We start from the raw sequence: 23,748 nt of genomic DNA on the forward strand, positions 1-23,748 counted from the left end.
GCGAAGGGGCGCCTCGCAAGGGGCGCCCCGACCGGCACCCGCCCCGGCGGCGGTGATCGCATGCTCGACCGCGATGGCGCAAGCCGAGGGCTACTTCACGAGCTGGCAGGCGTTCGAGCCGACCAACCCCGAGATTGTCCAGAACGGGGGAGACATCGCCGCGGTGGGGTGGGCAGAGCGGGGCGACTACGACGACGTGATCATCAGCAACACCCTGGCCGGGGTCCCCACGGGGCTCGAGACCAGGGGGTGGGGCCTGGCGACGCTGGACCCTGCGCTCGATTGGATCAGCAGCAACGGCTATGCGCTCGATTACCTGTTGATGGACATCGAGGGGGACACCCAGACGCAATACGACCTGCTCCTGGACAACGTCGACCGCGTTCGAACCGACCCAGACGCGGATATCTCGGAGGCCTATGTGGGCAACTATGGCTACTACCCTGGGATGAGCGTCGATACGTCCGGCGCGTGGCCCTGGAATGTCGGTGAGCAGTTCAAGATTGATCGAGAGAATATCTACACTACGTCAGGCATCAACGTCGCGATGCCGGTGGCGTACAACTCGAGCCAATCGGCGTTGCATGTCGCCTCCTCGATCAATGGCGTGCCTTATGTCGGCGGAACGGCGCCCACCCAGATCTCCGCGATCTTCTGGCAGGGGCTCGAGACGGTGAGCGTGGCGGCGCGCCACCTTCCTGCTGGTGATTTGTTGATTCCCTATATCGCGGACTTCGTCAACAAACCCAACTATGGTGTGCCTCAGCCGCAGGTCCTCCTGCCGACGGACAACGTCGCGCAAGTCCAGCATTACCGGCTCCGCGGGGCGGACGGGTTCAGGACGTGGGAGGTCAACGTCAACCAGACGGGGGCGACCACCTACTACATCCAGACGTATGGCAACGTCGTCGCCGCGACGCTCGCGTTCACTGCGGACATGGCTGACGCGTGGCAGGCGCTGGACGGCGTGTTCGCGCGGGACGGCGAGCTGCGCACCCTCAACCTGGCGACCAACAAGAACGCCGGCATCGAGTGGTCCGGTGTTCAGAGAGGGGGCCGCGTCGATGTGCTGGTGAGCAACATGAACACCACCACGCAGCACGCCGACTGGTCTCATGTGGCGGCGTTGCCCTCCCGGTCGCCGGACGTCGCTTCCCACGACCACGTGCGCCTCCAGTATGAGGCCTGCGCCATGGATCGCGAGGACTACGAGCAGCACGTCTTCGGCAACGCGATGAACAACCAGGGCGCGAACAGCTGGTCGGGGGCGAACCCGGACAAGTTCGCGATCGGCTCGCCGCCGGGAAGCGGGAATGACTCCGAGCAGAGCATCGTCTCCACGGGCGGCTACAACAGCAAGGTAGCCTGGTCCGCGTTCGATGGCCCGAGCTTCAACAGCACGGACAAGGTCGTCTACTCGGGTTTCATCTACAATGCCATCTCCGGCGTCGCGTTCGAGCCGATCAACGTGGCCGGCGGGAGCCCGACGGGCTACGCACTCCCTGCCTACCAGGGGCCGACCGTCTCCATGGCCTGGGGGGCGCTCCGTCTTCGTTCTGGCTATGACGGCGGAGATGTCTATCAAGCCGTCAACATCCCCGCCACGATGGGCAAATGGCTGGAGGTGAAGATGGTCGTCAACCCCACCGTGGGCACCGGTCTTGGCTCGCTGTACGTCCGCAATGTGACGGACGGGCAGAAGGACTTCACGCGCGTCGTCTTCGACAATCTCACGACGACCGGCGTGACCGAGCGGGTGCTGGTTGTCCCGCTGCTCATGGGCGTGAACAAGAACCCCTCCAATTTCAACGGGTTCATCGTGGCGGCCTACGGCGACAGCAACGCCGTGGATGACCTCTCGATGGGGTACTACGTGCCGCAGATGAGTGACAATTTCGATCATTATCAGTCTGGCGTCGCCATGGACAGTCAGGCTGTTCCGCAGCTGGTGTGGAAGGGTCCGGCCTCCGGCGGGCCGGGGCAGCTCACGGCTTCTGCGCCGTACGGTACAGGCAACACCTCGACGCTCGCGGTTCGTCCGACGGGGGCGAGCGCGGCCAGCGCCTGGTGGGAGACCGAGCTGACCGACCACGACGCGAGCGACCTGACGGTTTATTCCGGCCAGCTGTACGGCACCACAGGTGTTTACTTCGCTCCTGTCAACACGGTCGCCAGCGCGAGCAACGGCCTCACCCCGAACAACTACGTCGGGTTCCTTGTGCAGTTCGAGCAGGGGCAGCTGCGCCTCCGGGGGTCGCGGGACAGCGGCGAGCTGTACAAGGCGACCAACTTCGCGCCGGCTTCGGGCAAGTGGTATGAACTTCAGGTGCAGGTCGACCCGAGCCGCGACATCGACGGCGTCGCGGGCGGTGACTTCGGCGCTGCGCGTGTCTGGGTGAAGAACCTGACGGACAACACCGCTCCGGTCCTCGTCGATTTTGACAAGATGTCCACGACCGGCGTCGTGGAGTCATTGCTGGAGGTGCCGCTGTTCTTGAACGCGACGACCCGGAACCCGTCCAAGTGGAACGGGTGGGAGGTCGGCGGTATCAACTCGAGTGTTCAGGTGGATAACCTGCGTTCGGCGTTGTACCCGTATCTCGATTTCGTTGGTCGAAACCAGTATATCGCCGATTGAGGGCCCGTCAGGGCGGCCCGGAGCGCCGTGAGCCCTAGGCGCTCGCGCGGGCCCCTCCCTGGCCCGGGCGCCCTCCGCTCAGCCGCTGTCCGAGGAGGTGCTTCGCGCGCTCCGCGAGCCGCAGCTCCTCCTGCCGGACCTCGCTGAAGAAGGAGGCGAGCTCTTGATCCCCCTCCTTCTTCGCATCCTGGATGTACTGTGAGTGGGTCTCCGCGCCCTTGAGCACATGGTAGAGCACGCTGACCAGGTTGTAGTCCTTGTCGGGGACCACGGTGCTCTCGCTGCGGCCCTCCTGTAGGCCAGCGCCCTGCTGCCCCTGTGCGCCCATTCCCTGCTTCTGCTCGGTCGCCATATCGAACCTCCTCGACTCCCCCCACCGGGGCCGGGCAATGCAAGCGGGAGACCGCGCAGCGGGGAGCCCCTGTGTCGAGGGTTCCGCGCCAGCAGCGTGGTCGTTCCACCCCGCCTGTCGCGTCCTGCTACAGCAGGCAGACGCTCGCGCAGGATCGCACCACCCTGCGCGAGCGCGGCCCGTCGCGCGGAGAAGGCCGCGGGCGCGCTCGACGCAGCCCGCGCCAGGCGATCGCAACAGGCACGGCTCAGCTCGCAGGACACGCTCCCCGGGGCGCCTGCCGGGCTGATCCTGGCGAGCTCACAGAAGGCTCCTCCTCTCCCGCATTCCCCTCGCGACCGCGCGTCGCCAGCGTTGTTCTCTCCGCTCTGGTCGGATCTTCCGGCGTGTCGGCGGCTGCCGAGACTGCCCATCGTGGACATGTGGTGATCGCCCCCACGGCAGCGAGAACTCGGGCGGCCCCAGGCCGGGACGAGCTGATACGCTGCGCCTCACGCACCAGCTCGTCCCTCTGAGCCCTCGCCCCCTCCTTCCATGAAATCACTGTCTCGCGGCTTTCCTCTCCCTCTTCACACCCTCGCTCCGGCGCTCGCGTGCTTCGCGCTCGCGGCCGCGGCGTGCGGCACGGACGCCACCGGGCCGAGCGAGCCGCGGGACACCGGCGTTCATCCGCGGCTCCTCGCGCGCCCGGAGCACCGCGACCTCCTGCGCTCGCGCGTCGATCGCGAGCCCTACGCCTCGATCCTCGCCACCCTGAAGCGCCGCGCCGACCGCCCCTACGAGGAAGAGCCCGACCCCGCTTCATGGGACCACAAGACGAACGGCAACAACGCCTCGACCGCGCAGGCGAATGCCCTCCTCGCCTGGGCCTTCGAGGACCGGGCGGCGGCCGACAAGGCGCGCGAGTTCCTGCGCCGCCTGGAGACCCACTGGGACACGAACACGGTCCTCGACATGAACATCCGGATGGCGAAGATCCTCATGGGGTACACGAACACGTGGGACCTCCTGAGCGCCACGCCGTGGTTCCCCGACGAGGAGTCCGCCCAGGCCGAGAGGAAGATCACCGACATCACCGGTCAGTTTTTCGCCAAGTACCTCGAGCAGGATTTCTATCGAGATCTCCTGCTGCGCCCCGCGCAGAACAACCACCCGATCCGGACCGCCGACGCGCTCGGTTATGTGGCGCTCGCGTTCCCCGAGCACCCGGCCGCCGCGACCTGGTGGAGCTGGTCGATCTCGGAGCTCGATTACCTCTGGGGCCCGGACGGCCAGTACGTGCAGCCCGACGGCGGGGCGTCCGAGGGCCCGTATTACTCCGGCTTCGCCTGGGGCCCCACGGCGGCGTTCTTCATCGCCCTCGACAACGCGCTCGAGGGCGAGGTGGCCTTCACCCGCGACTGCCGTACCCGCTCCGACGAGGACCCGTGGGCCGGACATGGCTGCGTCGACGGCGAGCAGGGCGCGCTCAAGGTCCCGCTGCGCGGCGGGCTCTTCACGAAGGCCGTCGACTGGTCGCTCTCGCTGCGCCTCCCCTGGGGCAGCCGGCCCCCCGTCGACGACGGGGTCTTCACCCCGTTCAACGGGAGCCCGCTGCTCACGTCCTTCGGCGGAAGCGGGGAGTACCTGTGGGACTGGGAGCAGAACCGCGACCCCCAGGCCATGGAGTTCGGCGCCGACCTCATCGCCCATCACCTGCTCTACGTCGACGACGCAGTGGCCCCCGAGGCGCCGCGCTTCCTCACGCGCTTCTTCCCCGACACCGGCCACGCGGTGTTCCGCTCGGACTGGGGCGACGACGCGCGCTGGCTCCTGCTCCTCGCGGAGCACGGCTCGGCGCGCAAGGCGATCCACGACCACGTGGACGGCACGTCGTTCTCCCTCGCGGCCTACGGAGAGTACCTGTTGATCGACGCCGGCTACTACAAGCCCGATTCGCTCGACAACGCCAAGACCAGCCAGTCGCCGTCGCACAACGTGGTCCTCATCGACGGCCGATCCGCGCCCGACAAGGGGCTCTTCAACGATTTCGGCGACGCGGACGCCTTCCTCCGGAACACCCACGACGGCGACGCCGTCGACTACGCGGAGGCGCACCAGGACTACCAGGACACGCACGTCGAGCGATCGGTGGCCTTCATCGACGGCCGCTACTTCGTGGTCGGCGACCGCCTCTCGACGTCGCACCCGGCGGCCCGCGCCCACGCGTGGCGGCTGCACGGCTACGCGGGGCTGACGTCCGGAGGCACCTTCGAGCTCCTCCCCGACGGCGGCCGATGGGAGCGGGCGCGGGCGGGCGTCGAGGCGCGCGTGTTGTCGACGTCGCCGGGGCTCGCCGTCGTGGAGCCGCCGTACACGCCGCTCACCGCGCCCCACGTCCACGAGTTCGAGGAGGACCGCAAGGCCGCCGACCACGCCGTCATCGACGCAGCCGTGCAAGCCGAGGCGCCGGGGTTCCTGGCGGTGCTCCTGCCCTACAAGGTCGGCGTGGACGCGGGCCCCGACGCGCCGCTCCAGGCGGCGCCGATCGCGGCGGAGCCCGGCGTCGTCGCGTGGCAGATCGAGAGCGAAGGAGGGACCGACGTCGCGGTGCTGCGGAGCAAGGGAGCCCCGGAGGCGCTGGCGCTGCCTGGGGGGCGGGTCCTCGAGACCGACGCGGAGCTCGTCGTGCTGCGGATCGAGGGCGACCGGCCGTTCGCGCTGATGGCGCGGGGTACCAGGGTGCTCCTCGACGGGAGCCCCCTCGTCACCGCGCCCGACGCCACCGGCCTCGCCGTGGAGGAGTGAGATGCCCCGTCGCGAACGTGGATCGCGCCTCCGCGCGTTGCTCGTCGCTGCCGCCGCGTGCGCCGCGGCGGCCAGCGGGTGCTCGGGGGACCCGAACGCCGGGCCGCCGGGCACCTCCGGGGCGGAGTGCATGCCGACGTCACCGTCGGCGGAGGACGCGTTCGCGCGCGAGCGCGCACCCGACTCCGAGAGCATCACGCTGGCGCGCGCCATCGCCGACCGCTGGATCACCGAGCACCCGGCGGAGTCGCTGCCGTGGGACTGGGGCGAGGGCACGGTCATGCTCTCGCTGGTCGAGCTGTACCGCGTCACGCAGCACTCCCCGTACCGGGACTACTACCGGCGCACCATCGACCGCCACATCGAGTACGGCTACGAGATCACGACCAGCGACCGCTGCCCGCCGGCCATGGCCGCGCTCGCGCTCCACGAGGAAACGTGCGCGGCTCCCTATGCGAAGGTCGTCGACGACGTGCTCCGCTACCTCTACGAGGAAGCGCGCCGGACGGAGCAGGGCGGCATCAACCACCTCGGCGTGTCGCCGCTGTTCGAGCCCACCCTCTGGGTCGACTCGCTGTTCATGTTCGGCAACGTGCTCGTCCGCGCCGGCGAGCGCTCGGGCGAGGCGCGTCCGCTCGACGAATTCTCGAATCAATTCCAGATCTTCGCCTCGCTCCTCCAGGACGAGCCCGGGCTGTTCCGGCACGCGTACAACTGGGCGGCGCCGCAGGATCCGGACGTGTACTGGGCGCGCGGCAACGCCTGGATCACGGCGGCCGGCTACGAGTACCTCCGCGTGCGCGCGGCGCGCGGCGAGCGCGACGACGCCGTGGCCGGGGCGCTCGAGCGGCAGGTCGCGGCGGTCCTGGGCGCGCAGGACCAGGACAGCGGCCTGTGGTGGACGATCATGAACCGCCCCGGCGAGATCTACCTGGAGACGAGCGCGACGGCCCTCTTCGCCGTCGGGCTCGCGCGCGGGTTGCGCCACGGCTTCCTCGACGCCTCGGTGCGCCCCGCGATCGACCGCGCCATGGCGGGCGTGCGCTCGCGCATCGAGGAGGACGACTCCGGGCGGCCGGTGGTGACCGGAATCTCCGGGCCCACGACGGTCGGCAAGCTCGAGGATTACGCGGCGGTCGAGCTCCGCGACGACCTCTCGTACGGCGTCGGAGCCGTGGTCCTGGCGCTCGTCGAAACGTCCGGGCTGTAGCTCTGCCAGCGCCACGCTCGCCGCGGCCTCGGCGCGCGACCGCCGCGCTCCTGCGCCGCGGTTGCCTTGCTGCTGCGCTTCGCCTACGCCTCAGCGCGTCCGCCGGCCTTCGCAGCGCGATGGCCGGAGCGACGAGAGCGGCGCACCCTGGTGCGTCACGCGCGGGTCAGGTGAACCGGGCTCGCGCGCGCCGCGGCCGTCCCTGGGGACGGCGCGCAGGCCACCGCCGAGGACCCTCATGTCTGCACTCGTGAAGCTCGACGCGATCACCAAGGTCTACTGGATGGGCGAGGTGGAGGTGCAGGCGCTCCGCGGCGTCTCGCTGGAGCTCTCGCGGGGCGAGATGGTCGCCATCATGGGCGCCTCGGGGTCGGGCAAATCGACGACCCTGAACGTCATCGGCACGCTCGACCGCCCCACCGGCGGCCGTTACCTCCTCGACGACGAGCCGGTCGAGGAGCTCGACGAGGTCGAGCTGGCCCAGCTCCGCAACCGCAAGATCGGGTTCGTTTTCCAGTCGTTCAACCTCCTTCCGCGCGACACCGCCCTCGCGAACGTCGAGCTGCCCATGGTCTACGCCGGCGTCCGGCCGGCCGACCGGCGGGCGCGGGCCGCGCGGGCGCTCGCGCGCGTCGGCCTCGAGGACCGGGCGCACCACCTGCCGAACCAGCTGTCCGGCGGCCAGCAGCAGCGCGTGGCGATCGCCCGCGCCATCGTCAACGAGCCGCCGCTCCTCCTCGCGGACGAGCCGACCGGCGCGCTCGACTCCGCCACCACCGGGCAGGTCATGGAGCTCTTCTGCGCGCTGCACGCGCAGGGGATGACGGTCGTCGTCGTGACCCACGACCGCTCGATCGCCGACTACGCCACCCGCGTCGTCACCTTCAGGGACGGCGCCATCGTCGAGGACACCGGCCCTCGCGGCCGGCGCGTTGACGTCTCGTCGCCGGTTCCTGGACCGTCGTCATCGGTTCCAGGACCAGCGTCGCCGGTTCCAGGACCAGCGTCGTCCCCTCCCGGAGGCCTCTCGTGAGCGCCCGGCGTCGGCGGCGCCTCTGGCCGTGGCTCGTCGGGGCGCTGGCGCTCGCCGGGGGCGGCGCCGCCGTCCTCGCGAAGGCCGGCGCCGGCCCCGCGCCCATCGACCCCGCGCTCGTCGTGACCGCGAAGCGCGGCGACCTCGCCGTCGAGATCCTCGAGACCGGGCGCATCGAGGCCCGCGAGCAGGTCGAGCTCAAGTCCAAGGTCGCGGGCCAGGTCGCCGAGGTGCTCGCGGACGAGGGCGCCCGGGTCCAGAAGGACCAGCTGCTGCTCGTGCTCGACCCGACCGACTACGAGCGCGAGGTCGCCCGCGCCGAGGCCGAGCTCGCCCGGGCCAGGGCCGCCGCGGGCTTCGCCAAGCGCGTGGTCGCGCAGCGGACCGCCGGCGTCGAGGCCAGCGTCGTCCCCGCGCAGGAGCTCGACACGGCCAAGCACGACCTCACCGAGAAGACCGTCGCCATCCGGCTCGCCGAGGTCGCGCTCAGCGCCGCCAGGGACCAGCTCCGGTACACGAAGATCTCCTCGCCCCTCGACGGCACCGTCATCCAGCGCAACATCGAGCCCGGCGAGGTCGTCACGCCGGGCGTGCAGTCGACCTTCAACGGCAAGGCGCTGCTCACCGTGGCCGACCTCTCGACGCTCGTGGTCAAGGTGGACCTCAACCAGATCGACGTGGCCAAGGTCGCGCTCGGCCAGACGGCGACCCTGACGCTCGACGCCCTGCCCGGCAAGACGTACGCGGCCAGGGTCACCAAGATCGCGCCCGCCTCGGTGAAGCTCGAGGGCCGCGAGGTCGACGTCTTCCCGGTCGAGGCCGAGCTCACCCAGATCGACGGCCTCATCAAGCCCGGCATGACCGCCGACGTGCGCATCCGGCTCGACAGCAGGCCAGGCGTGGTCTCCCTGCCCATCGAGGCCGTCGCCGACGAGGGCGGCAAGCAGCTCGTCACGCGCGTCGTCGACGGCCCCGACGGCAAGCAGACGACCGAGAAGGTCGAGGTCGCGCTCGGCGCGCGCAACGATCGCGACGTCGAGATCGTGAACGGCGTCCCGGAGGGGGCCCGCGTGCTCATCAACCCGCCCTCGGCGGCCGCGAACGAGACGAAGATGTGAGGTGGTCCGCCTACCTCGCGATCGCCGCGAAGGCCCTCTCGGCGCACAAGCTGCGGTCGCTCCTGACCGTCCTCAGCATCACCCTGGGCGCCTTCGCCATCGTGCTCATGACCTCGCTCGCGGAGGGCGGCCTGCTCACGCTGGGCCGCGGCATCGAGCAGCTCGGCGGGGCGCGGCTCATCCTCGTCGTCCCGAAGGAGCCGGAGCGCGCCGAGCGGAAGAAGACGATGTACGTCACCGGCTTCACCCGCCGGGATCGCGATCGGCTCGCGCGCGGCGTCCCCCACGTCGCCGAGCACACCATGTACGCCATGCTCGGCTCGCGCGACGTCACCTCCGACGAGGGCAAGGAGGATCGCACCGACTTCATCGCGGCCGACAGCGGCTTCCTCGACGCCTTCCGGATGCCCGTCGCGCGCGGCCGGACGTTCTCCGACGAGGAGGACCGCCGCCGGGCCCGGGTCTGCGTCGCCGGCCCGAAGCTCGCGGCGCGGCTCTGGCGCGGCGACCCGATCGGCCGGTGGGTGACGGTCGGGGCCCTGCGCTGCCGCGTGATCGGCGTGCTGGCCGACGCCGATCGGATGGGCGTCAACTTCGGCTTCAGCTGGGTCGACCTGCTCGTCGCCCCGCTCGACACGGCGGCGGACGTCGAGAAGGCGGTGAGCACCTCGGCGCTGCTCGTCATCAAGACCGACGACGTCCGCAACAACGACCCGGTGAAGCGCATCATCAACGCGCTCCTCGTCGACCGCCACCACGGCGTCGACGACTTCACCCTCCTCGATTTCAGCAGCATCATGCAGAAATTCGAGGCCATGTTCACCACGATGAAGGCGATCGTCGGCCTCATCGCGGGCGTCGCGCTGCTCATCGGCGGCGTGGGCGTGATGAACATGATGCTCGTCAGCGTGTCCGAGCGCGTGCGTGAGATCGGCATCCGCAAGGCGCTCGGGGCGTCGCCGCGCGACATCAGCGCGCAGTTCCTGGCCGAGGCGGCGCTGCTCTCGGGCTTCGGCGGCCTGCTCGGGGTCGCCGGCGGCGCCGCCGCGGCCGAGCTCGCCTCGGCGGTCATCCGCCGCTTCACGCCGAGCTGGATCGGCGCGGTCTCCACGCCGGCCGTGATCGCGGCGCTGCTCGTCTCCTCCGGCGTGGGCGTGGTCTTCGGGTGGCTGCCGGCCCAGCGCGCGGGCCGGCTCGACCCCGTGGCGGCGATGCGGCGATGAGGCTCGACGATCTCCTCCACTCGACGCGCGCCGTGGTCGCCGACCGGACCCGCGCCGCGCTCACGCTGCTCGGCATCATCATCGGCACCGGCTCGATCGTGCTGCTCGCCTCGCTGCTCGCGGGCGGCGAGGAGGCGCTCCTCCGGGCGAGCCAGCAGGCCGTGGAGGCCGACCTCATCCAGGTCCACCCCGCGGAGGTGAGCGTCGGCGATCGGCGCCGCACCCGGCGCGATCTCTCGCGGGACGACGCCCGCGCGCTCGCCGCCTCGCGCGCCCTCGGCGGCGCCTCTGCCCTGAGCGAGTCGGTGCGCCCGACCGAGGCCCGCGCCGGCGGCAAGAAGAAGCGGATCTCCCTCGTCAGCGCCGTGCCGGCGGCGCCGGCCCTCTACGACCTGGAGCTCGCGGCGGGCCGTTTCCTCGTCGAGGCGGATCTCGCGGCGCGGCGGCGCGTGTGCGTGGTCGGCCACGAGGTCTGGGCCGAGCTCTTCGGCGGCCCTCCTGCGCGGGCCGCGCAGGCCGAGCCGCTGCACATGACGGCCGACGGCCACGTGTGGACGGTGGTCGGCGTGCTCCGGGACCGGCCGATCCTCGGCTCCACGGACGACACGAACATCTGGAACCGCAAGGTCCTCGTCCCGGAGACCACCTACGACGCGCTCTATGCGCCGTCGCACAGGACCGACCGCCTGTACGTCCGGCAGGATCCGCTCGTCACCGTCCGGACGCCGCTCGCCGCGCTCCGCGGCGTCATCGACGCGACGCTCCAGCGCCGCCATCACGGGGTCAAGAACTTCAGGATCGAGGACGAGGACAGCCACGGCCAGGAGAAGCTCGTCCTCGACATCATCAAGATGCTGCTGCTCAGCACCGGCGTTGTCGCGCTGATCGTGGGGGGCATCAACATCATGAACATCATGCTGGTCACCGTGACCGAGCGGACGCGGGAGATCGGCATCCGCCGCGCGGTCGGGGCCTCGCCGCGCGCGATCCTGCTGCAGTTCCTGTGCGAGGCGGCGGCCGTCTCGCTGCTCGGCGGCGTGCTCGGCGTGCTCTCGGGGCTCGCCCTCTCCTGGCTCGCCAGCGCGCTGCTCGCGCAGATGGTCGGCCGCTGGGCGTTCCAGGTCGAGCCCTGGTCGCTCTTCCTCGGCCTCGGCCTCTCGGTCACGATCGGCGTGGTCTTCGGCTTCTACCCGGCCTGGCGCGCCTCGCGGCTCGACCCGATCGAGGCCCTCCGCTCGGAGTAGCGCGGCTCCCGAGGACGCTCACGTCGTCGCGGCGGCCTCGTCCGCTCCGCCGCCGTCCGCGCTCTGCTCGGGATCTCGCTTCGCGTGCGGGAAGCGGTCCATGCGGCTGAGCACGGGGAAGCCGAGGGCCCACAGCGCGGCGACCACGAGGGTGGCGCTGCCGCCGAGGAGGATGGCGGGCAGCAGGCCGAGCCAGCTGGCGGTGAGGCCGGACTCGAACTCGCCGAGCTCGTTGGAGGCGCCGATGAACACCGCGTTGACCGCGCTCACCCGCCCTCGGATGGAGTCCGGCGTCTCGAACTGCACGAGGATGTGACGGATATAGACGCTCACCATGTCGCCTGCGCCGACGAGGAACAGGGCGATGAGCGCGACGGTGAAGCTCCGGGTCTGCCCGAGGGCGATGGTGGCGAGCCCGAACACGGCGACGCCGCCGAACATCCAGCGGCCCACCTGGCGCGTGATCGGCCGGAAGGCGAGGACGCCGGCGGTGATCGCGGCGCCCGCGGCCGGCGCCGTGCGGAGCAGGCCGAGGCCGGTCGGGCCGGCGTGGAGCACGTCGCGCGCAACCGCGGGCAGGAGCGCGACCGCCCCGCCGAACAGCACCGCGAACAGGTCGAGCGAGATGGCGCCGAGCACCGCCGGCTTCGACCAGACGAAGCGAAGCCCCTCCAGCACCGCGCTCCACGACGTCGGCTCGGCGCGCCTCGCCTGCCGGGCCGCGCGCACGAGGCTCATGAGCACGAGCGAGACGAGGAGCAGCGCCGCGACGATCGAATACACGATCGTCGACCCGGCGAGGTAAAGGAGCCCGCCGAGCGTCGGCCCGACGATGACCGCGACATGGAAGCTCGATGAGCTGAGCGCGACCGCCTTGCTGAAGCTGTCCTGCGGCACCAGGTTCATCAGGATCGCCTGCTGCGCCGGCATCATGAAGGCGCGCGCGCTGCCGAACAGCACCAGCACCGCGAACACGGGCCACACCACCGTCAGGCCCGACACCGTGAACGCGAGCAGCAGGAGGGAGCAGAGCAGCTCCACGCCGAGGCCGACCGTGATGATGCGGCGCCGGTCGAACCGATCCGCCGCCTGGCCGGCGAAGAGGATCAGCGCGAAGAAGGGCGCGAACTGGGCGAGGCCGATGAGGCCCAGATCGAAGACATCGCCGGTCAGCGCGTAGACCTGCCAGCCGATCGCGACGCTCTGCATCTGCACCGCGACCGCGGAGAGCAGCCTGGCCGCGAGGTAGAACGCGAAGCTCCGGTGGCGCAGCACGCCGAGCCCGGTGAGGTTGTTGGAAGACATCTCGGCGCCTGCGGCGGCCCTGGTGGGGCGTTGTGGACTCTCGCTCAACCACGATGAGCAGTAGGGCATGTCGCGACCGAGTCCAGGAGTCGCGACGCCGTTATCAGCCCACGCGGCGTGTGTGATGGGCGATTCGCAATCCGCCATTTGCCATGAATCGCAACATCCGTACCAAGATCCCCGCGCCCGCGGTGGTCGTCTGGACGGCGCGCCTCGGGCGTGATCAGGCCAAGAGCGCGCCGAGGGGTCGCGGCCGCTGCTGCTCCAGCAGCAGCCGGTGGTGCTCGGCTGCGCCGCCACGAGCAATGCCCGTGGCGAGCGCGTCAGCCCTGCGCGAGCCGGGCGAGCGCCTCGCCGGTGAGGCGGTGGACGGTCCACTCGTCCATGGGCTTGGCGCCGAGCTTCCGGTAAAAGCCGAGCGCCGGCTCGTTCCAGTCGAGAACGGACCACTCGAAGCGCCCGCAGCCGCGCTCCACCGCGAGCTTCGCGAGGTGCACGAGCAGGGCCTTGCCGTGGCCTCCTCCGCGGTGCTCCGGGAGCACGAAGAGGTCTTCGAGGTAGATCCCGGGCTTGCCGAGGAAGGTGGAGAAGCTCTGGAAGAAGAGCGCGAATCCCACCGGGATCCCCTCCGCTTCGGCCAGGACGACCTCGGCTGCCGGCCTCGGGCCGAAGAGGTGCGCTTCGAGCTCTCGCTCGTCGAAGGTGACCTCGTGCGCGAGACGCTCGTACTCGGCGAGCATCCGGATGAGGCGGGCGATGATGGGGATGTCGGCGGCGGTGGCGGGGCGGATCATGGCGTCTCTCCCGCGGGTCATACCGCATCGTCGCGCCGCGGTGGAGGGAGTAGGCTCCCCGCCTGCATGACCATGACGACGCCGCCCTCCGCCGCCGGCCCGCGCTGGCTGTACCTGCACGGCTTCGCCTCGGGCCCGAGCTCCACCAAGGGCGTCCGGATCGCCGCGCACTTCGAGGGGCGCGGGGTCGCCGTCGAGCGGCTCAACCTGCGGGTGCCCTCGTTCGAGCGCCTGCGCCTGAGCGTGATGATCGGCGCCGTGAAGCAGGCGATCGGCGGAGAGCGCGACCGGGCGGTGGTGATGGGATCGAGCCTCGGCGGCCTCACCGCGAGCCGCGTCGCCGAGGAGGACGCGCGGGTGTGCGCGCTGGTGCTGCTCGCGCCCGCGTTCCGGATCATGGAGCGATGGCGGCTGCGGCTGGGTGAGGAGGACTTCCGGGCGTGGGAGGAGCGGGGGTGGCTCGAGGTCGACGACTACGCGGAGAGGAAGCGAGCCCGGGTGGACTTCGGCTTCGCCGCCGACGCGGCCGAGGTGGATGAGCGCTCGGGGGGCTGGCCGGACGTGCGTGTACCCACGCTGATCGTCCATGGCCGGAACGACGAGGTGGTGGACATCGAGCTCTCGCGGACGTTCGCCGCAGGGAAGCGGCATGTCCGGCTCATCGAGGTGGACGACGGCCACGAGCTCGTCGCCTCGATCCCACGCATCCTCCGCGAGGTGGACGATTTCCTGCGCCACTTCCTCGTCGGCTGACGAACACGCGTTGTCGTCAGGACCGCGGACGCTGAGCGTCTGTTCAGCGCGTTCAGCTCGATACGCCGGTTGGCCGTCCCCTCACCAGCCGACTGGCATTCTATGCGAGAAGGTCACAGCTATCAAGAGCGAAGAGCGCCGCTTACAGATCGTGTGCGACCGGCCGCGGATCGGCCGCGGTCGAGCGATCGGAGGAGCAAATGGCGACAGCGACGGCCACCGGGCGCACCGCGCCCGTCAACGACATCGAGATGTACTACGAGCTCCGCGGCGAAGGGCCGCCGCTCGTGCTGCTCCACGGCTTCACCGGAGCGGGCGGGGACTGGGCTCAGGTGTTCGACCTCGCGGAGCTCGGGTGTGGACACACGGTCATCGCCCCCGACCTGCGCGGCCACGGCCGCTCGACCAACCCGGCTGGCTCGCTGACGATCCGTCAGTGCGCCTCCGACGTGTTCGCCCTCCTCGACCACCTGGGGGTGAAGGCGTTCCGGGCCGTCGGCCTCAGCTTCGGCGCCAAGTGCCTCCTGCACCTGGCCACGCAGCAGCCGGACCGCGTCGCGTCGATGGTCCTCGTGTCCGCGACACCCTACTTCCCCGAGCAGGCCAGGGCGATCATGCGCCTCGTCTCCGACGAGGGCCGCTCGGAGGAGGAATGGCGGGACATGAGGAGCCGCCACGCGCTCGGCGACGCGCAGATCCGAGCGCTGTGGAATCAGCCGCGCCGCTTCGCGGCCAGCCACGACGACATGAGCTTCACGCCCCCCCACCTGTCGACCATCACGGCGCGCACGATGATCGTGAGCGGCGACCGCGATCCCCTCTACCCGGCCGAGATCGCTCTGGAGCTGTACCGCGCCATCCCGCGCTCCTGCCTGTGGATCCTGCCGAACGGCGGACACGGCCCCATCTTCGGCGAGTGGAAGGAGCCGTTCGCCCGCGCGGCGCTGGCGTTCCTGCGCGGTGATCCGGGCGAGCCGGTGGAGATCCGGGCGTAACGGGAGACGCGCGGCGCGCGGCGTCACTGCGCGCCCTCGGCGCGCTCCTCCACCGGCGCTTGCGCGCCGAGCTTCGGAAGCCGGACGCTCAGCGTCTTCATCTCTCCCGGCTCCACGTTGACCATCAGCGTCCTGGAGGCATGCCCAGGGGCGGACAGCACGAAGCGGTGTCCCTCGCCCACCGTGAGCCCCTCGATCCTCGTGCGATTGCCCTTCCATAGCTTCCCGTCGACGACGACGTTGGCCGGCGGATCGACCCAGAGCACCACCGTCGCCGTGAGCCTGTCCAGCTCGGCCACGATCTCCTTGAAGCGCGCCTCGTCGCTCAGCTTCACGGCCGTGCGGTACGGCTTGTATCCGTCTCTCGTGAGCTTGATGTGGAGCTCACGCCCGAGCGGAAGCCCGTGGAGCTTGGCCGGCGTGGCGACGGGGTGACGCTCGCCGTTCACCCATAACGTGCAGCCCTCCGGCTTGCTCGTGATCTCCAGCGAGCCCTTCGCCTCGACCTGCGCGGGCGGCTCCTGGCGGCTCGCCTGGGCGTCGTGGACCATCGTCATGAACTCGGCGTGCCGCTCCGAGAGCTGCCCCTGCATGTAGAGGAACCCAGGCACGAGCGCGAGCGCGCTGGCGGCCGGGATGAACGCCGCGACACCTCCCTTGCCCGCGAGCGGCGGCGGGCTGCTCAAGGTCGTCGGGCTCGTGCTCGTCGGGACGCCGCTCTGGGAGGCGGTCGCGCCGCCGCTCATCTCCAGCGACCAGCGCTGCTGCTGCGCCGCGATCACGTCGATGAGCTGCCTGACGCCGAGGAGCGCCTCCTTGTGGCGAGCGAGCTTGTCCCGGAAGAGCGACTCCATCCATGCCGTGAGGCCCATCGGCGAGGCGGGGATGCGCTCGTCGCGGATGAGCTCCTCGAGCGCGGCGTGCATCTCCCGGGCAGACTGGTAGCGATCCTCGCGCCGCTTCTCGAGCGCGCGCAGGACGATCTTCTCCAGCCCCTTCGGGTAGCCGGGCTTGATCGCGCTCGGGAGGGGGTACTCCGAGCCGTGGATCTGGAGGAGCGTCCGCATCTGGGTACCGCCCTTGAACAGACGTCTGCCCGTCGTCATCTCGAACAGGACCACGCCGGCGGCGAAGATGTCCGCGCGATGGTCGATGCGATCCCCCGCCACGTGCTCCGGGGCCATGTAGGCGAACTTGCCCATCAGCACGTTCTCTCTCTGCTCTTCGACGTCGCCGAGCTCGCTCCGCGCGATGCCGAAGTCGACGATCTTCACGTCCCCCGTGTAGCTCACGACCACGTTGCGCGGCGAGATGTCCCTGTGGACGATGCCGAGCGGCGCACCGTCGAGGCCGCGCTTGTCGTGGATGTACGCGAGCCCCGCGCAGACGCCGAGGATGATGCTGAGCGCGTGCTCGAGCGGGATCCCTCCCGGGTCGCGCTCCGCCGCCTCGCGCACGATCGAGCCGACGTCCTCGCCGTGGATGTGCTCCATCGCGATGAAATACGTCCTGTCCACCTGCCCGGCGTCGAACGTCTGGACGATGTTGGGATGCGAGAGCGTCGCCGCGATGCGCGCCTCGTGGAGCAGCATGTCGATGAGCGACGGATCCTGGTTCATCGAGGGCAGGATGCGCTTGATCACCACGAGCTTCTCGAAGCCGAAGGACGAGCGATGCAGCGCGAGGAAGATCTCCGCCATGCCCCCCGCCGACAGCTTCGACAGGAGCGTGTATTTGCCGAACTGTTTCGGCAAGAGCTCAGGTGCGTTTCCGGCCGTGCTCGGCGGCGCGCCGCCCGCGGCCAACGCGGTACGCTCTTGCATGAGACATTCTCCTGGTTCCAGTGGACGCTACTGCAAGGCCAGCGCAAAGGGGCCTCGCGATGAGCGCTCTCGGGCGAGTCTTACCATGGAGCGGTCATGAGAAGTCAGCTTTTTTTGAATGCGTCCGCCTGAAATGGCGGAGCGCGGGGCAGCGCGCGCAAAGCAATCTGTGGAAACATGAGCGATACATGTTCGTTCCGATGCGCGGGTAATGTCTCCCTCCTCGCCCATGGAGAGAGAACAATGGCGCAGGTTTCCTCTGAGCTCCTGGCACCGACCCGCCGGTTGACGCGCCTGTACGTCAGCGCGCTCGGCGCCGTGGCGCTCTTGTCGGTCGTGGCGCAGCTCCTCGTGCAGCACGCGTTGAACCAGCAGACGAGCGACGCCCACGTCGTCAACGTGGCCGGGCGCCAGCGAATGCTCAGCCAGCGGCTCAGCAAGGCCGCGCTCACGTTCCAGGTGACCACCGACCCCGCCGAGCGCAAGGGCCGCGCCGACGAGCTGGCGCAGGCGATGGCGCTCTGGGAGCGGTCGCATCGCGCGCTCCAGCACGGCGATCCGGCGATGGGATTGCCGGGGAAGAACACGCCGGAGGTGACCCGCATGTTCCAGGCGATCGAGCCGCTGCACCAGAGCATGCTCCGGGACGGGAAAAATCTCCTCGCCGCGGTCGGCGCCGGCGGCGAAAAGCCGGTGGAGGCGGCCGCCATCCAGCCGATCGTCGCCGCGATCCTCGCCGCGGAGCCGGGCTTCCTGAGCGGGATGGACCGGGTCGTCTCTCAGGTTGCCCACGAGGCGACGGCGCGGATCGAGCGGCTCCGGCTCGTCGAGCTGATCCTGCTGTGTGTGACCCTGGGGGTCCTCTTTCTCGAAGGGCTCTATATCTTCCGCCCGGCGGTGCGCGAGATCCGAAGGACGATCAGCCACCTCGTCCAGGCCAGGGGGCACCTCGACAACACGGTCCAGGCGCTCCGGGCGATCGCGGGTATCGGACAGCCATGATGCACATCGGCTCTCCGTGACCGCCTGTCGATCCCCCCTCGCGGGATGAAGGGAGCGCGCCCCCCGCCCCCACCTCCGCCGAGCGGCGTTCAGAGGGGGAAGGCGGCGGTCACAGCCAGCCGCAGCCGCCGTCGAAGTCGAAGGGGGGCGTGGGCTCCGTGGACGACTGCGATTCACGACAGGCATCCTCGATGTTCTGTCGCAACATCAACATCAGGTTGTTGTCGTCCTGGATGTCCGTGTCCGAGTACTTCCCGAGCCACCCCCCGACCGACGGCTTCATCATCTCGATGACCCCGAGCGAGCGCCGGCAGTCGCCCGCCTGGTAGAAGTCGAGCGCGCCGCGCAGCGCCAGGTACATGTTCAGCATCATGTACGGCTTGCCCGAGCCGCCGTCGGAGATGTTCCACCACCTCGAGTCGGGGTTCTGCCCGGGAGGCAGCGCGTTGAGCAGCGTGGTGTCGACGTCCTGCGCGGCTCCGTCCTTCGCCGAGGTCCAGCCTGCCGTCACCTGGAAGGCCGCCTTGTCCGGCCCGATGTCGTCGGCGAGGGACGCGTCGGCGAGGAGCTCCACGAACAGACCCCCACCGCCGCCGCGGCGGCTGCCGCCCACGTCGGTCGCGCCGTCGCGCTGGCCGATGAACAGCGCCGGCATCTCCAGGGTCGCCCCCGCGGCGCTGGCGGTCGCCCGCTTCGTCCCGTAGATGCGCCCCACCTTGTAGCCGGCGGACGGGGTCACCTCCAGGTTGAAGTCCGTTGCCAGCGGGAAGAGCGTGGTCTTCCCCTCCTCCGAGAGCAGGCCGCCGAGGTCGCCCGAGCTCAGCGCGTAGGCGTACGTGCCCGCGCCCATCGAGCCCAGCGCCGATGGGATCTTCACCAGGAAGCTCTCGCCCACGCCGATCACGCCGAACGCCGTGCCCTTCTCCACAAGCGCCTCGCCCAGACCGAGGATGCGGTCGGGATCGGTGATACCGCTGGTCGCGTGCCCGCTCGTGAGCAGGAGCACGCGGTGCGCGCCCTCGAAGCCGGCCGCGTCGCCCTCCTCGAACGCGTTCTCGGCGGCGGCGATCCCCTCGTAGAGGCCGACGAGCTCGCCGGCGCCGTCGCCGAGGCGCTCGTCGGCGATGAGGCGCGTGAGCTCCGCCGACTCCGGCGCTTCGAGGAAGGCGCGGCGCTCGACCCTCTCGCCATAGCGGATGACGCTGACGCGGTCCTCGGGACGGAGGCTTTCGAGCAGCCCTCCCATTCCCGCGTCCAGCGCGCTCTCATCGATGCCGGCGAAGCGGCTGTTCTCGACGGCGATCGCCAGGTGAACCGGCGGCCTGTCCAGAATCGAAGGGTCGACCGCGGTGTTCATCGCGACGAAGGCCATTGTCCAGTTCCCCTCGTTGAAGCGCGGCGCCACCGCGAGGAACGGGTGAATGCAGACGTCCTTGCCGCAGTCGGCGTCGGGCAGGTCGATCGCGTGCTCGGCGAAGAACCCGATCGGATCCAGCGTGTCGAGCGCGGGCACCTTCCCCGCCTTCACGATCGCGCGGAACTGGGAAATGTCCTGCGCCCCGCCCTGGGCCACGTTGACCGAGCCTGTGGGGACGTCGCTGCCCGCGCCGTCGCTGCTGTCGGTGCCGCAACCGACGGCGGCGGCGCAGAGGCCGAGTGAGACCAGCTTCATCTTCGACGACATATGACCTCTCCTCATTCGTGAACAATCAACAGGTCCGCGGACGCGCTGGGCGTCTGGTACCCCGCGTCGCACTCGTCACGCCCGGCGAGCACGCGCTCGGCGCGGCCGACACGCACGCGGAAATCCGGCCCTTCGAGGGCGTCTCCAGGGCCCAGCAGGGTCTTCTCGCCGCCGCTCTGCACCGCCATCACCGCGTCGGTGACGTAGGCGCCGCAGCCCAGCCGGTCGCCCTCGCACCCGGTCGCCTCGATCGAGGCAGCGAGGCCTCCGAGCTGGAGTTCGACGACGTTGGGATAGACCTCGAGCCGCTTCGCCGAGTCGATGGCCGAGACCTCGAGGTGGTCGCCCTCGTCGAACCATTGCACCGTTTCGCCCGCCGAGAACGGGAAGTCTTCGATCGGAATGCACAGGTAGTGAGTCTGACGGGTGAAGCTCGGGTCCGGCTCGCCGCCGTCCTCGCCGCCGGTGCCCATTCCACCTTCGCCGCCGGTGCCGCCGGCACCCGCGCCGCCAGCGCCTCCAACGTCGGCGCCGCCAGCACCCGCGCCGCCAGCGCCGCTGCCGCCGGCCCCGCCAGCACCCGCGCCGCCAGCGCCACTGCCCCCGGCTCCTCCGGCAGCCGCGCCGCCAGCGCCTCCAACGTCGGCTCCGCCGGCACCGGCGCCGCCTGTGCCCACGCCGCCAGCGCCGCCCGAGCCATTGCCGGGGCCGAGCCGCGGGTAGTTCATGGTCAATTCGATGCAGCCATCCGACAGTGCATCGATGTTCGCGATCTCGCCGACCACCTGCTTCGACCAGGGGCCCGCCCACTGGAAGGACGATTGAGGCGCGCCAGCGCACACCGAGGGCACGACGTTCGTCTGCAGCGCGCCCGTCTTCACCTGTCCGGGCGCCACCACCGTGAGCGGCTTCAGCGCGACGCGCCCCGCCAACATCTCCGTGTCCTCCCAGAAATCCCTGTTGTCGTTCACGTTCTGCGGAATCAGGACGAATTGCAGGCCGGACCACCATGCCATCACAGGCCGCATTCCATCCGTCTCGAGCAGCACCACCTCGCAAGGCTCTTCCGAGGCCGGCACCGTCTCCTCGAAGTTGCCTGCGGCGAGGTGGGCCACGGCCCGGTTGAGCGGGAGCGTGTCCTGCGGGTCCAGCCGATACGTGATCCCGAGGTTGAACGCGCTCGGCCCGAACATGCGTGTCGGATCGCCGGAGGTGACAGCAGAGCAATCGAGCGACGCGTCCACCCAGCGCACGCGAACGTCCACGATCCCGGACGTGGCATTGATGAGATAGGCGTCCGTGGAATAGCCCTCGGGTGCGGGGGTGCCGGTCGCGACGCAGGCGACGGCGGACGCCCCCAGGATCGCGCGCTCGAGCACCCAGGCTGTGCGCGGGCCTTCCTCGGCGCTCCGGGCCGAGAGCTCCCGGATGGAAGCCGCGCGCGCCGAGAGGCGCCATGCCGGGACGAGGACCACCAGCGCGGCCAGATCCGTCGGATCTTGCCAGATACGCCACGTGATCCCCGCGAGCCCCACGAGCCCCACGAGGAGCTGCGCGGCAGCGGCCGAGAGCTTGATCGCCGCGAACGGCGCGACCACCGCCGCGAACGCCAGCGCCCGCCCGCGCGACGTGCGCGCGTCCACGAGCGCCGCTGCGAGGACGGGGGCGACCACGAGGCCGGCGAGGTCGCTGAGCTTGCCGGTGAGGGCGCCTGGCAAGAGCCCGGCGCCTTTCAGGAGGTGGTCGTTGACCACCAGGAGCGCCAGGGCGCCAAGGAAGAGGGGGTGGCGGAGGACCGCGAATCGAGGCGACACAGATTGTCGTGACCGCGACACCAACGTCAGAGCACCTGCGGGGCCGCCGGCGTTTCGCCGTGATGAGTTCAGCATCGCCGCGAGCCGATAGCAGCGCGCGTGCCACTCGGACGCGCTTTGCTCGCCGAGGTTGCTCCGGACCCGGCGTGCTACAGCTCGCCCTCGCCGTCGCCCTCGCGCCTCTGCGAGCCGGCGTCTCTCCTGTCCGGCTCGTCCCGGCGTTTTTCGGAGCTCTGCGCGCGCAATGCGATCCTGCCTTTTACCGTCCGCCTTCTCTTTTCTCGCGTCCCTCTCCGGGTGTGGCCCTGTCGACCGTGAGCCGTCGATCCCCGCGGAAGCCAGCGATTGTCCCGCGCTGTTCGGCGAGGACTTCACCGAGACCCGCGCCGTCGACATCGGCGACGCGTCGTCCGGGACGTTCGTGCCCTACGCCGACGGCGCCAGCGTGCAACTGATCCTTGGCAACCAGGGCTCGATGATGATCACGCCCTGGGTCCAGGTGGAGGCCCTGCCCGGCGACGCAGAGGAGACGTGCCATGTGGTGCGCCTCGCGAACGAGTTCGAGGGTCCGCTCGCCGACGATCCCCGCGGGCTCGCCGCCGCGCAGTTCAACGTCCAGTTCATCAAGACCGGTTCTTTCCTGGTCTCGGACGGCGCGTTCTACCACCCGTTCGCGTGGGACCGCAAGACGCTCGAAGGTCAGAAGCTGGGGCTCACGGTGACCGTGCGCGGCGACGGGTACGAGGGCACGAAGAGCGTGAGCGTCGCGCTGGAGTGAAGAACCCTGCCAAGGGTCGTTTTGGAGGCGGCGTGAAGGTGGCGACCTGGCGGAAGGGTCGTTTTGGAGGTGGCGTGAAGGTGGCGACCTGGCGGGAGGGTCGTTTTGGAGGCGGCGTGAAGGTGGCGACCTGGCGGGAGGGTCGTTTTGGAGGCGGCGTGGAGGTGGCGACCTGGCGGGAGGGTCGTTTCGGAGGCGGCGCGGAGGTCGGGACCTGGCGGGAGGGTCGTTTTGGAGGCGGCGCGGAGGTCGCGACCTGTCCAAGCCGTCGTTTTTTGACCAGCGCCCAGGTCGCGATCTCTCCAGGATCCTGCTTGGGAGGCGAGGTCCAGGTCAGGACCTGGGCGCTCCTGCAAAATTACGCCGGATTCTCTGTCGCGACGTCCGTTCTGACGTTTCACGAGCGCGGGCCGCGGAGGTGACCTTTCGAGACGAAGCGCTCAAGCTTGCTCGCACGCCCCTCCGGCGGCACCGGCAGCCCGCGCAGCCCGTCCAATCGCCGTGAATTCTTTCTCCGGCGGCGCGGTGCTACCGCGCGGCGCACCGGGGCGCGACGTAGCGGCCGTTCGGGTCGTCGTCGACGAACACGGGACCCACGTCGGAGAGCTCGAAGCTGACCGATCTTGCGTCGACCGCCGTGATGGTGAGCCTGCCGAATCCCGCGTCGCCGCCGCCGGTGACGGCCCCCGTGCTGCTGCAGTCCGCGCGAGAGGACGTCCCGAAGATCGTGAGATCTCCGCTCGCCGTGTTCACCTCGCCCACGGCGAGCATCGACTCGGGCATGCGCAGCTCCAGGTCCCACCAGTCGCTGCAGGGCTCGTACGTGGGGTTCGCGTCGGGATCGCTGCAGGACAGGGCCAGGGTGGCGACACGGAGCGTCACGCTCGACGAGTCGCCGAAGACGATCGCGCTCACCCGGCGCCCACCGCCGCCCGAGGTCGTCGGCGACGGCGCGACCGAGCTCGTCGTCGAGACCGGGCCATCCGGGCCATCCGGGCCATCCGGGCTGCCCTGGCCGCTCGTGCTGCCCTGGCCGGTCGTGCTGCCCGCGCCGCCGGCCCCGCCTCCTCCGCCGTCCATGATCACCGCGCCGCCGCACGCGCTTTGAACGAGCAGCGCGAGCGAGCCTACCGCCATTGAGATGCATCGAGGTGAGCGCTTCATCGTCGCATCGTATCGCCCTCCGGCCCGCGAT

The 23,748-nt window shown here is 70.2% G+C and carries 18 protein-coding genes; 11 read left to right on the forward strand and 7 right to left on the reverse strand.

Features of this window, described 5'->3' with window-relative positions; translation table 11 throughout:
- The first annotated feature begins 73 nt into the window (after positions 1-73).
- On the forward strand, positions 74-2,638 hold the full coding sequence (locus WME82_RS05725; protein WP_438041991.1) for a hypothetical protein: 2,565 nt from the start codon (positions 74-76) through the stop codon (positions 2,636-2,638).
- A 34-nt stretch (positions 2,639-2,672) separates the two neighbouring features.
- Here WME82_RS05725 and WME82_RS05730 read toward each other — a convergent pair whose 3' ends face one another.
- Positions 2,673-2,990, reverse strand: a complete 318-nt coding sequence (locus tag WME82_RS05730; RefSeq protein ID WP_437867286.1) for a hypothetical protein — start codon at positions 2,988-2,990, stop codon at positions 2,673-2,675.
- Positions 2,991-3,524: 534 nt separating this feature from the next.
- Here WME82_RS05730 and WME82_RS05735 point away from each other — a divergent pair.
- From WME82_RS05735 to WME82_RS05760, 6 genes are all read left to right on the forward strand, one after another.
- Positions 3,525-5,777: a heparinase II/III domain-containing protein gene (locus tag WME82_RS05735; protein ID WP_438041992.1), complete on the forward strand. Its 2,253-nt coding sequence runs from the start codon at positions 3,525-3,527 to the stop codon at positions 5,775-5,777.
- A gap of 1 nt (position 5,778) precedes the next feature.
- Positions 5,779-6,987, forward strand: a complete 1,209-nt coding sequence (locus tag WME82_RS05740; protein ID WP_438041993.1) for a glycoside hydrolase family 88/105 protein — start codon at positions 5,779-5,781, stop codon at positions 6,985-6,987.
- A gap of 238 nt (positions 6,988-7,225) precedes the next feature.
- Positions 7,226-8,020: an ABC transporter ATP-binding protein gene (locus WME82_RS05745; protein ID WP_438041994.1), complete on the forward strand. Its 795-nt coding sequence runs from the start codon at positions 7,226-7,228 to the stop codon at positions 8,018-8,020.
- Entirely contained in the window at positions 8,017-9,138 is a 1,122-nt protein-coding gene (locus WME82_RS05750; RefSeq protein ID WP_437744496.1) for an efflux RND transporter periplasmic adaptor subunit, read from the forward strand. Before WME82_RS05745 ends, WME82_RS05750 begins: the two co-directional genes overlap by 4 nt.
- Complete coding sequence (locus WME82_RS05755; RefSeq protein WP_437915013.1) at positions 9,135-10,361, forward strand: ABC transporter permease; 1,227 nt, start codon at positions 9,135-9,137, stop codon at positions 10,359-10,361. The genes WME82_RS05750 and WME82_RS05755 overlap by 4 nt, the downstream gene beginning before the upstream one ends.
- Positions 10,304-11,605 (forward strand): ABC transporter permease, encoded by a 1,302-nt coding sequence (locus WME82_RS05760; protein ID WP_438041995.1) that lies wholly within the window; start codon positions 10,304-10,306, stop codon positions 11,603-11,605. Before WME82_RS05755 ends, WME82_RS05760 begins: the two co-directional genes overlap by 58 nt.
- Positions 11,606-11,623: 18 nt before the next feature.
- On the opposite strand, the gene WME82_RS05765 is transcribed toward WME82_RS05760, so the two are convergent.
- Positions 11,624-12,910 carry an MFS transporter gene (locus WME82_RS05765; RefSeq protein ID WP_438041996.1) on the reverse strand — a complete coding sequence of 429 codons (1,287 nt, stop codon included), beginning with the start codon at positions 12,908-12,910 and terminating at the stop codon, positions 11,624-11,626.
- A 323-nt stretch (positions 12,911-13,233) separates the two neighbouring features.
- Positions 13,234-13,725 carry an N-acetyltransferase family protein gene (locus tag WME82_RS05770; RefSeq protein ID WP_438041997.1) on the reverse strand — a complete coding sequence of 164 codons (492 nt, stop codon included), beginning with the start codon at positions 13,723-13,725 and terminating at the stop codon, positions 13,234-13,236.
- A 45-nt stretch (positions 13,726-13,770) separates the two neighbouring features.
- On the opposite strand from WME82_RS05770, the gene WME82_RS05775 reads away from it, so the two are divergent.
- The gene (locus WME82_RS05775; RefSeq protein WP_438041998.1) at positions 13,771-14,457 is read left to right on the forward strand and encodes a YqiA/YcfP family alpha/beta fold hydrolase; all 687 of its coding nucleotides are present in this window, start codon (positions 13,771-13,773) and stop codon (positions 14,455-14,457) included.
- Between the two features lie 200 nt (positions 14,458-14,657).
- Positions 14,658-15,452, forward strand: coding sequence for an alpha/beta fold hydrolase (locus WME82_RS05780; RefSeq protein ID WP_438041999.1), 795 nt, complete (start codon positions 14,658-14,660; stop codon positions 15,450-15,452).
- A 23-nt stretch (positions 15,453-15,475) separates the two neighbouring features.
- Here WME82_RS05780 and WME82_RS05785 read toward each other — a convergent pair whose 3' ends face one another.
- Positions 15,476-17,275 (reverse strand): protein kinase domain-containing protein, encoded by a 1,800-nt coding sequence (locus tag WME82_RS05785; RefSeq protein WP_438042000.1) that lies wholly within the window; start codon positions 17,273-17,275, stop codon positions 15,476-15,478.
- Between the two features lie 177 nt (positions 17,276-17,452).
- On the opposite strand from WME82_RS05785, the gene WME82_RS05790 reads away from it, so the two are divergent.
- Positions 17,453-18,277, forward strand: coding sequence for a type IV pili methyl-accepting chemotaxis transducer N-terminal domain-containing protein (locus WME82_RS05790; protein WP_438042001.1), 825 nt, complete (start codon positions 17,453-17,455; stop codon positions 18,275-18,277).
- A 109-nt stretch (positions 18,278-18,386) separates the two neighbouring features.
- Here WME82_RS05790 and WME82_RS05795 read toward each other — a convergent pair whose 3' ends face one another.
- Together WME82_RS05795 and WME82_RS05800 are read right to left on the reverse strand one after the other, a co-directional pair.
- Positions 18,387-19,961: a hypothetical protein gene (locus WME82_RS05795; RefSeq protein ID WP_438042002.1), complete on the reverse strand. Its 1,575-nt coding sequence runs from the start codon at positions 19,959-19,961 to the stop codon at positions 18,387-18,389.
- 11 nt (positions 19,962-19,972) lie between these two features.
- Positions 19,973-21,775: a hypothetical protein gene (locus tag WME82_RS05800; RefSeq protein ID WP_438042003.1), complete on the reverse strand. Its 1,803-nt coding sequence runs from the start codon at positions 21,773-21,775 to the stop codon at positions 19,973-19,975.
- A 244-nt stretch (positions 21,776-22,019) separates the two neighbouring features.
- Here WME82_RS05800 and WME82_RS05805 point away from each other — a divergent pair, with 244 nt between their 5' ends.
- A complete protein-coding gene (locus tag WME82_RS05805; protein WP_437744507.1) occupies positions 22,020-22,553 on the forward strand; it encodes a hypothetical protein in 534 nt (177 codons plus the stop codon).
- A 528-nt stretch (positions 22,554-23,081) separates the two neighbouring features.
- On the opposite strand, the gene WME82_RS05810 is transcribed toward WME82_RS05805, so the two are convergent.
- Positions 23,082-23,690, reverse strand: a complete 609-nt coding sequence (locus tag WME82_RS05810; RefSeq protein WP_438042004.1) for a hypothetical protein — start codon at positions 23,688-23,690, stop codon at positions 23,082-23,084.
- Positions 23,691-23,748 lie beyond the last annotated feature (58 nt).

The organism is Sorangium sp. So ce128 (genome assembly GCF_051525245.1).
Lineage (GTDB): Bacteria > Myxococcota_A > Polyangia > Polyangiales > Polyangiaceae > Sorangium > Sorangium cellulosum_B.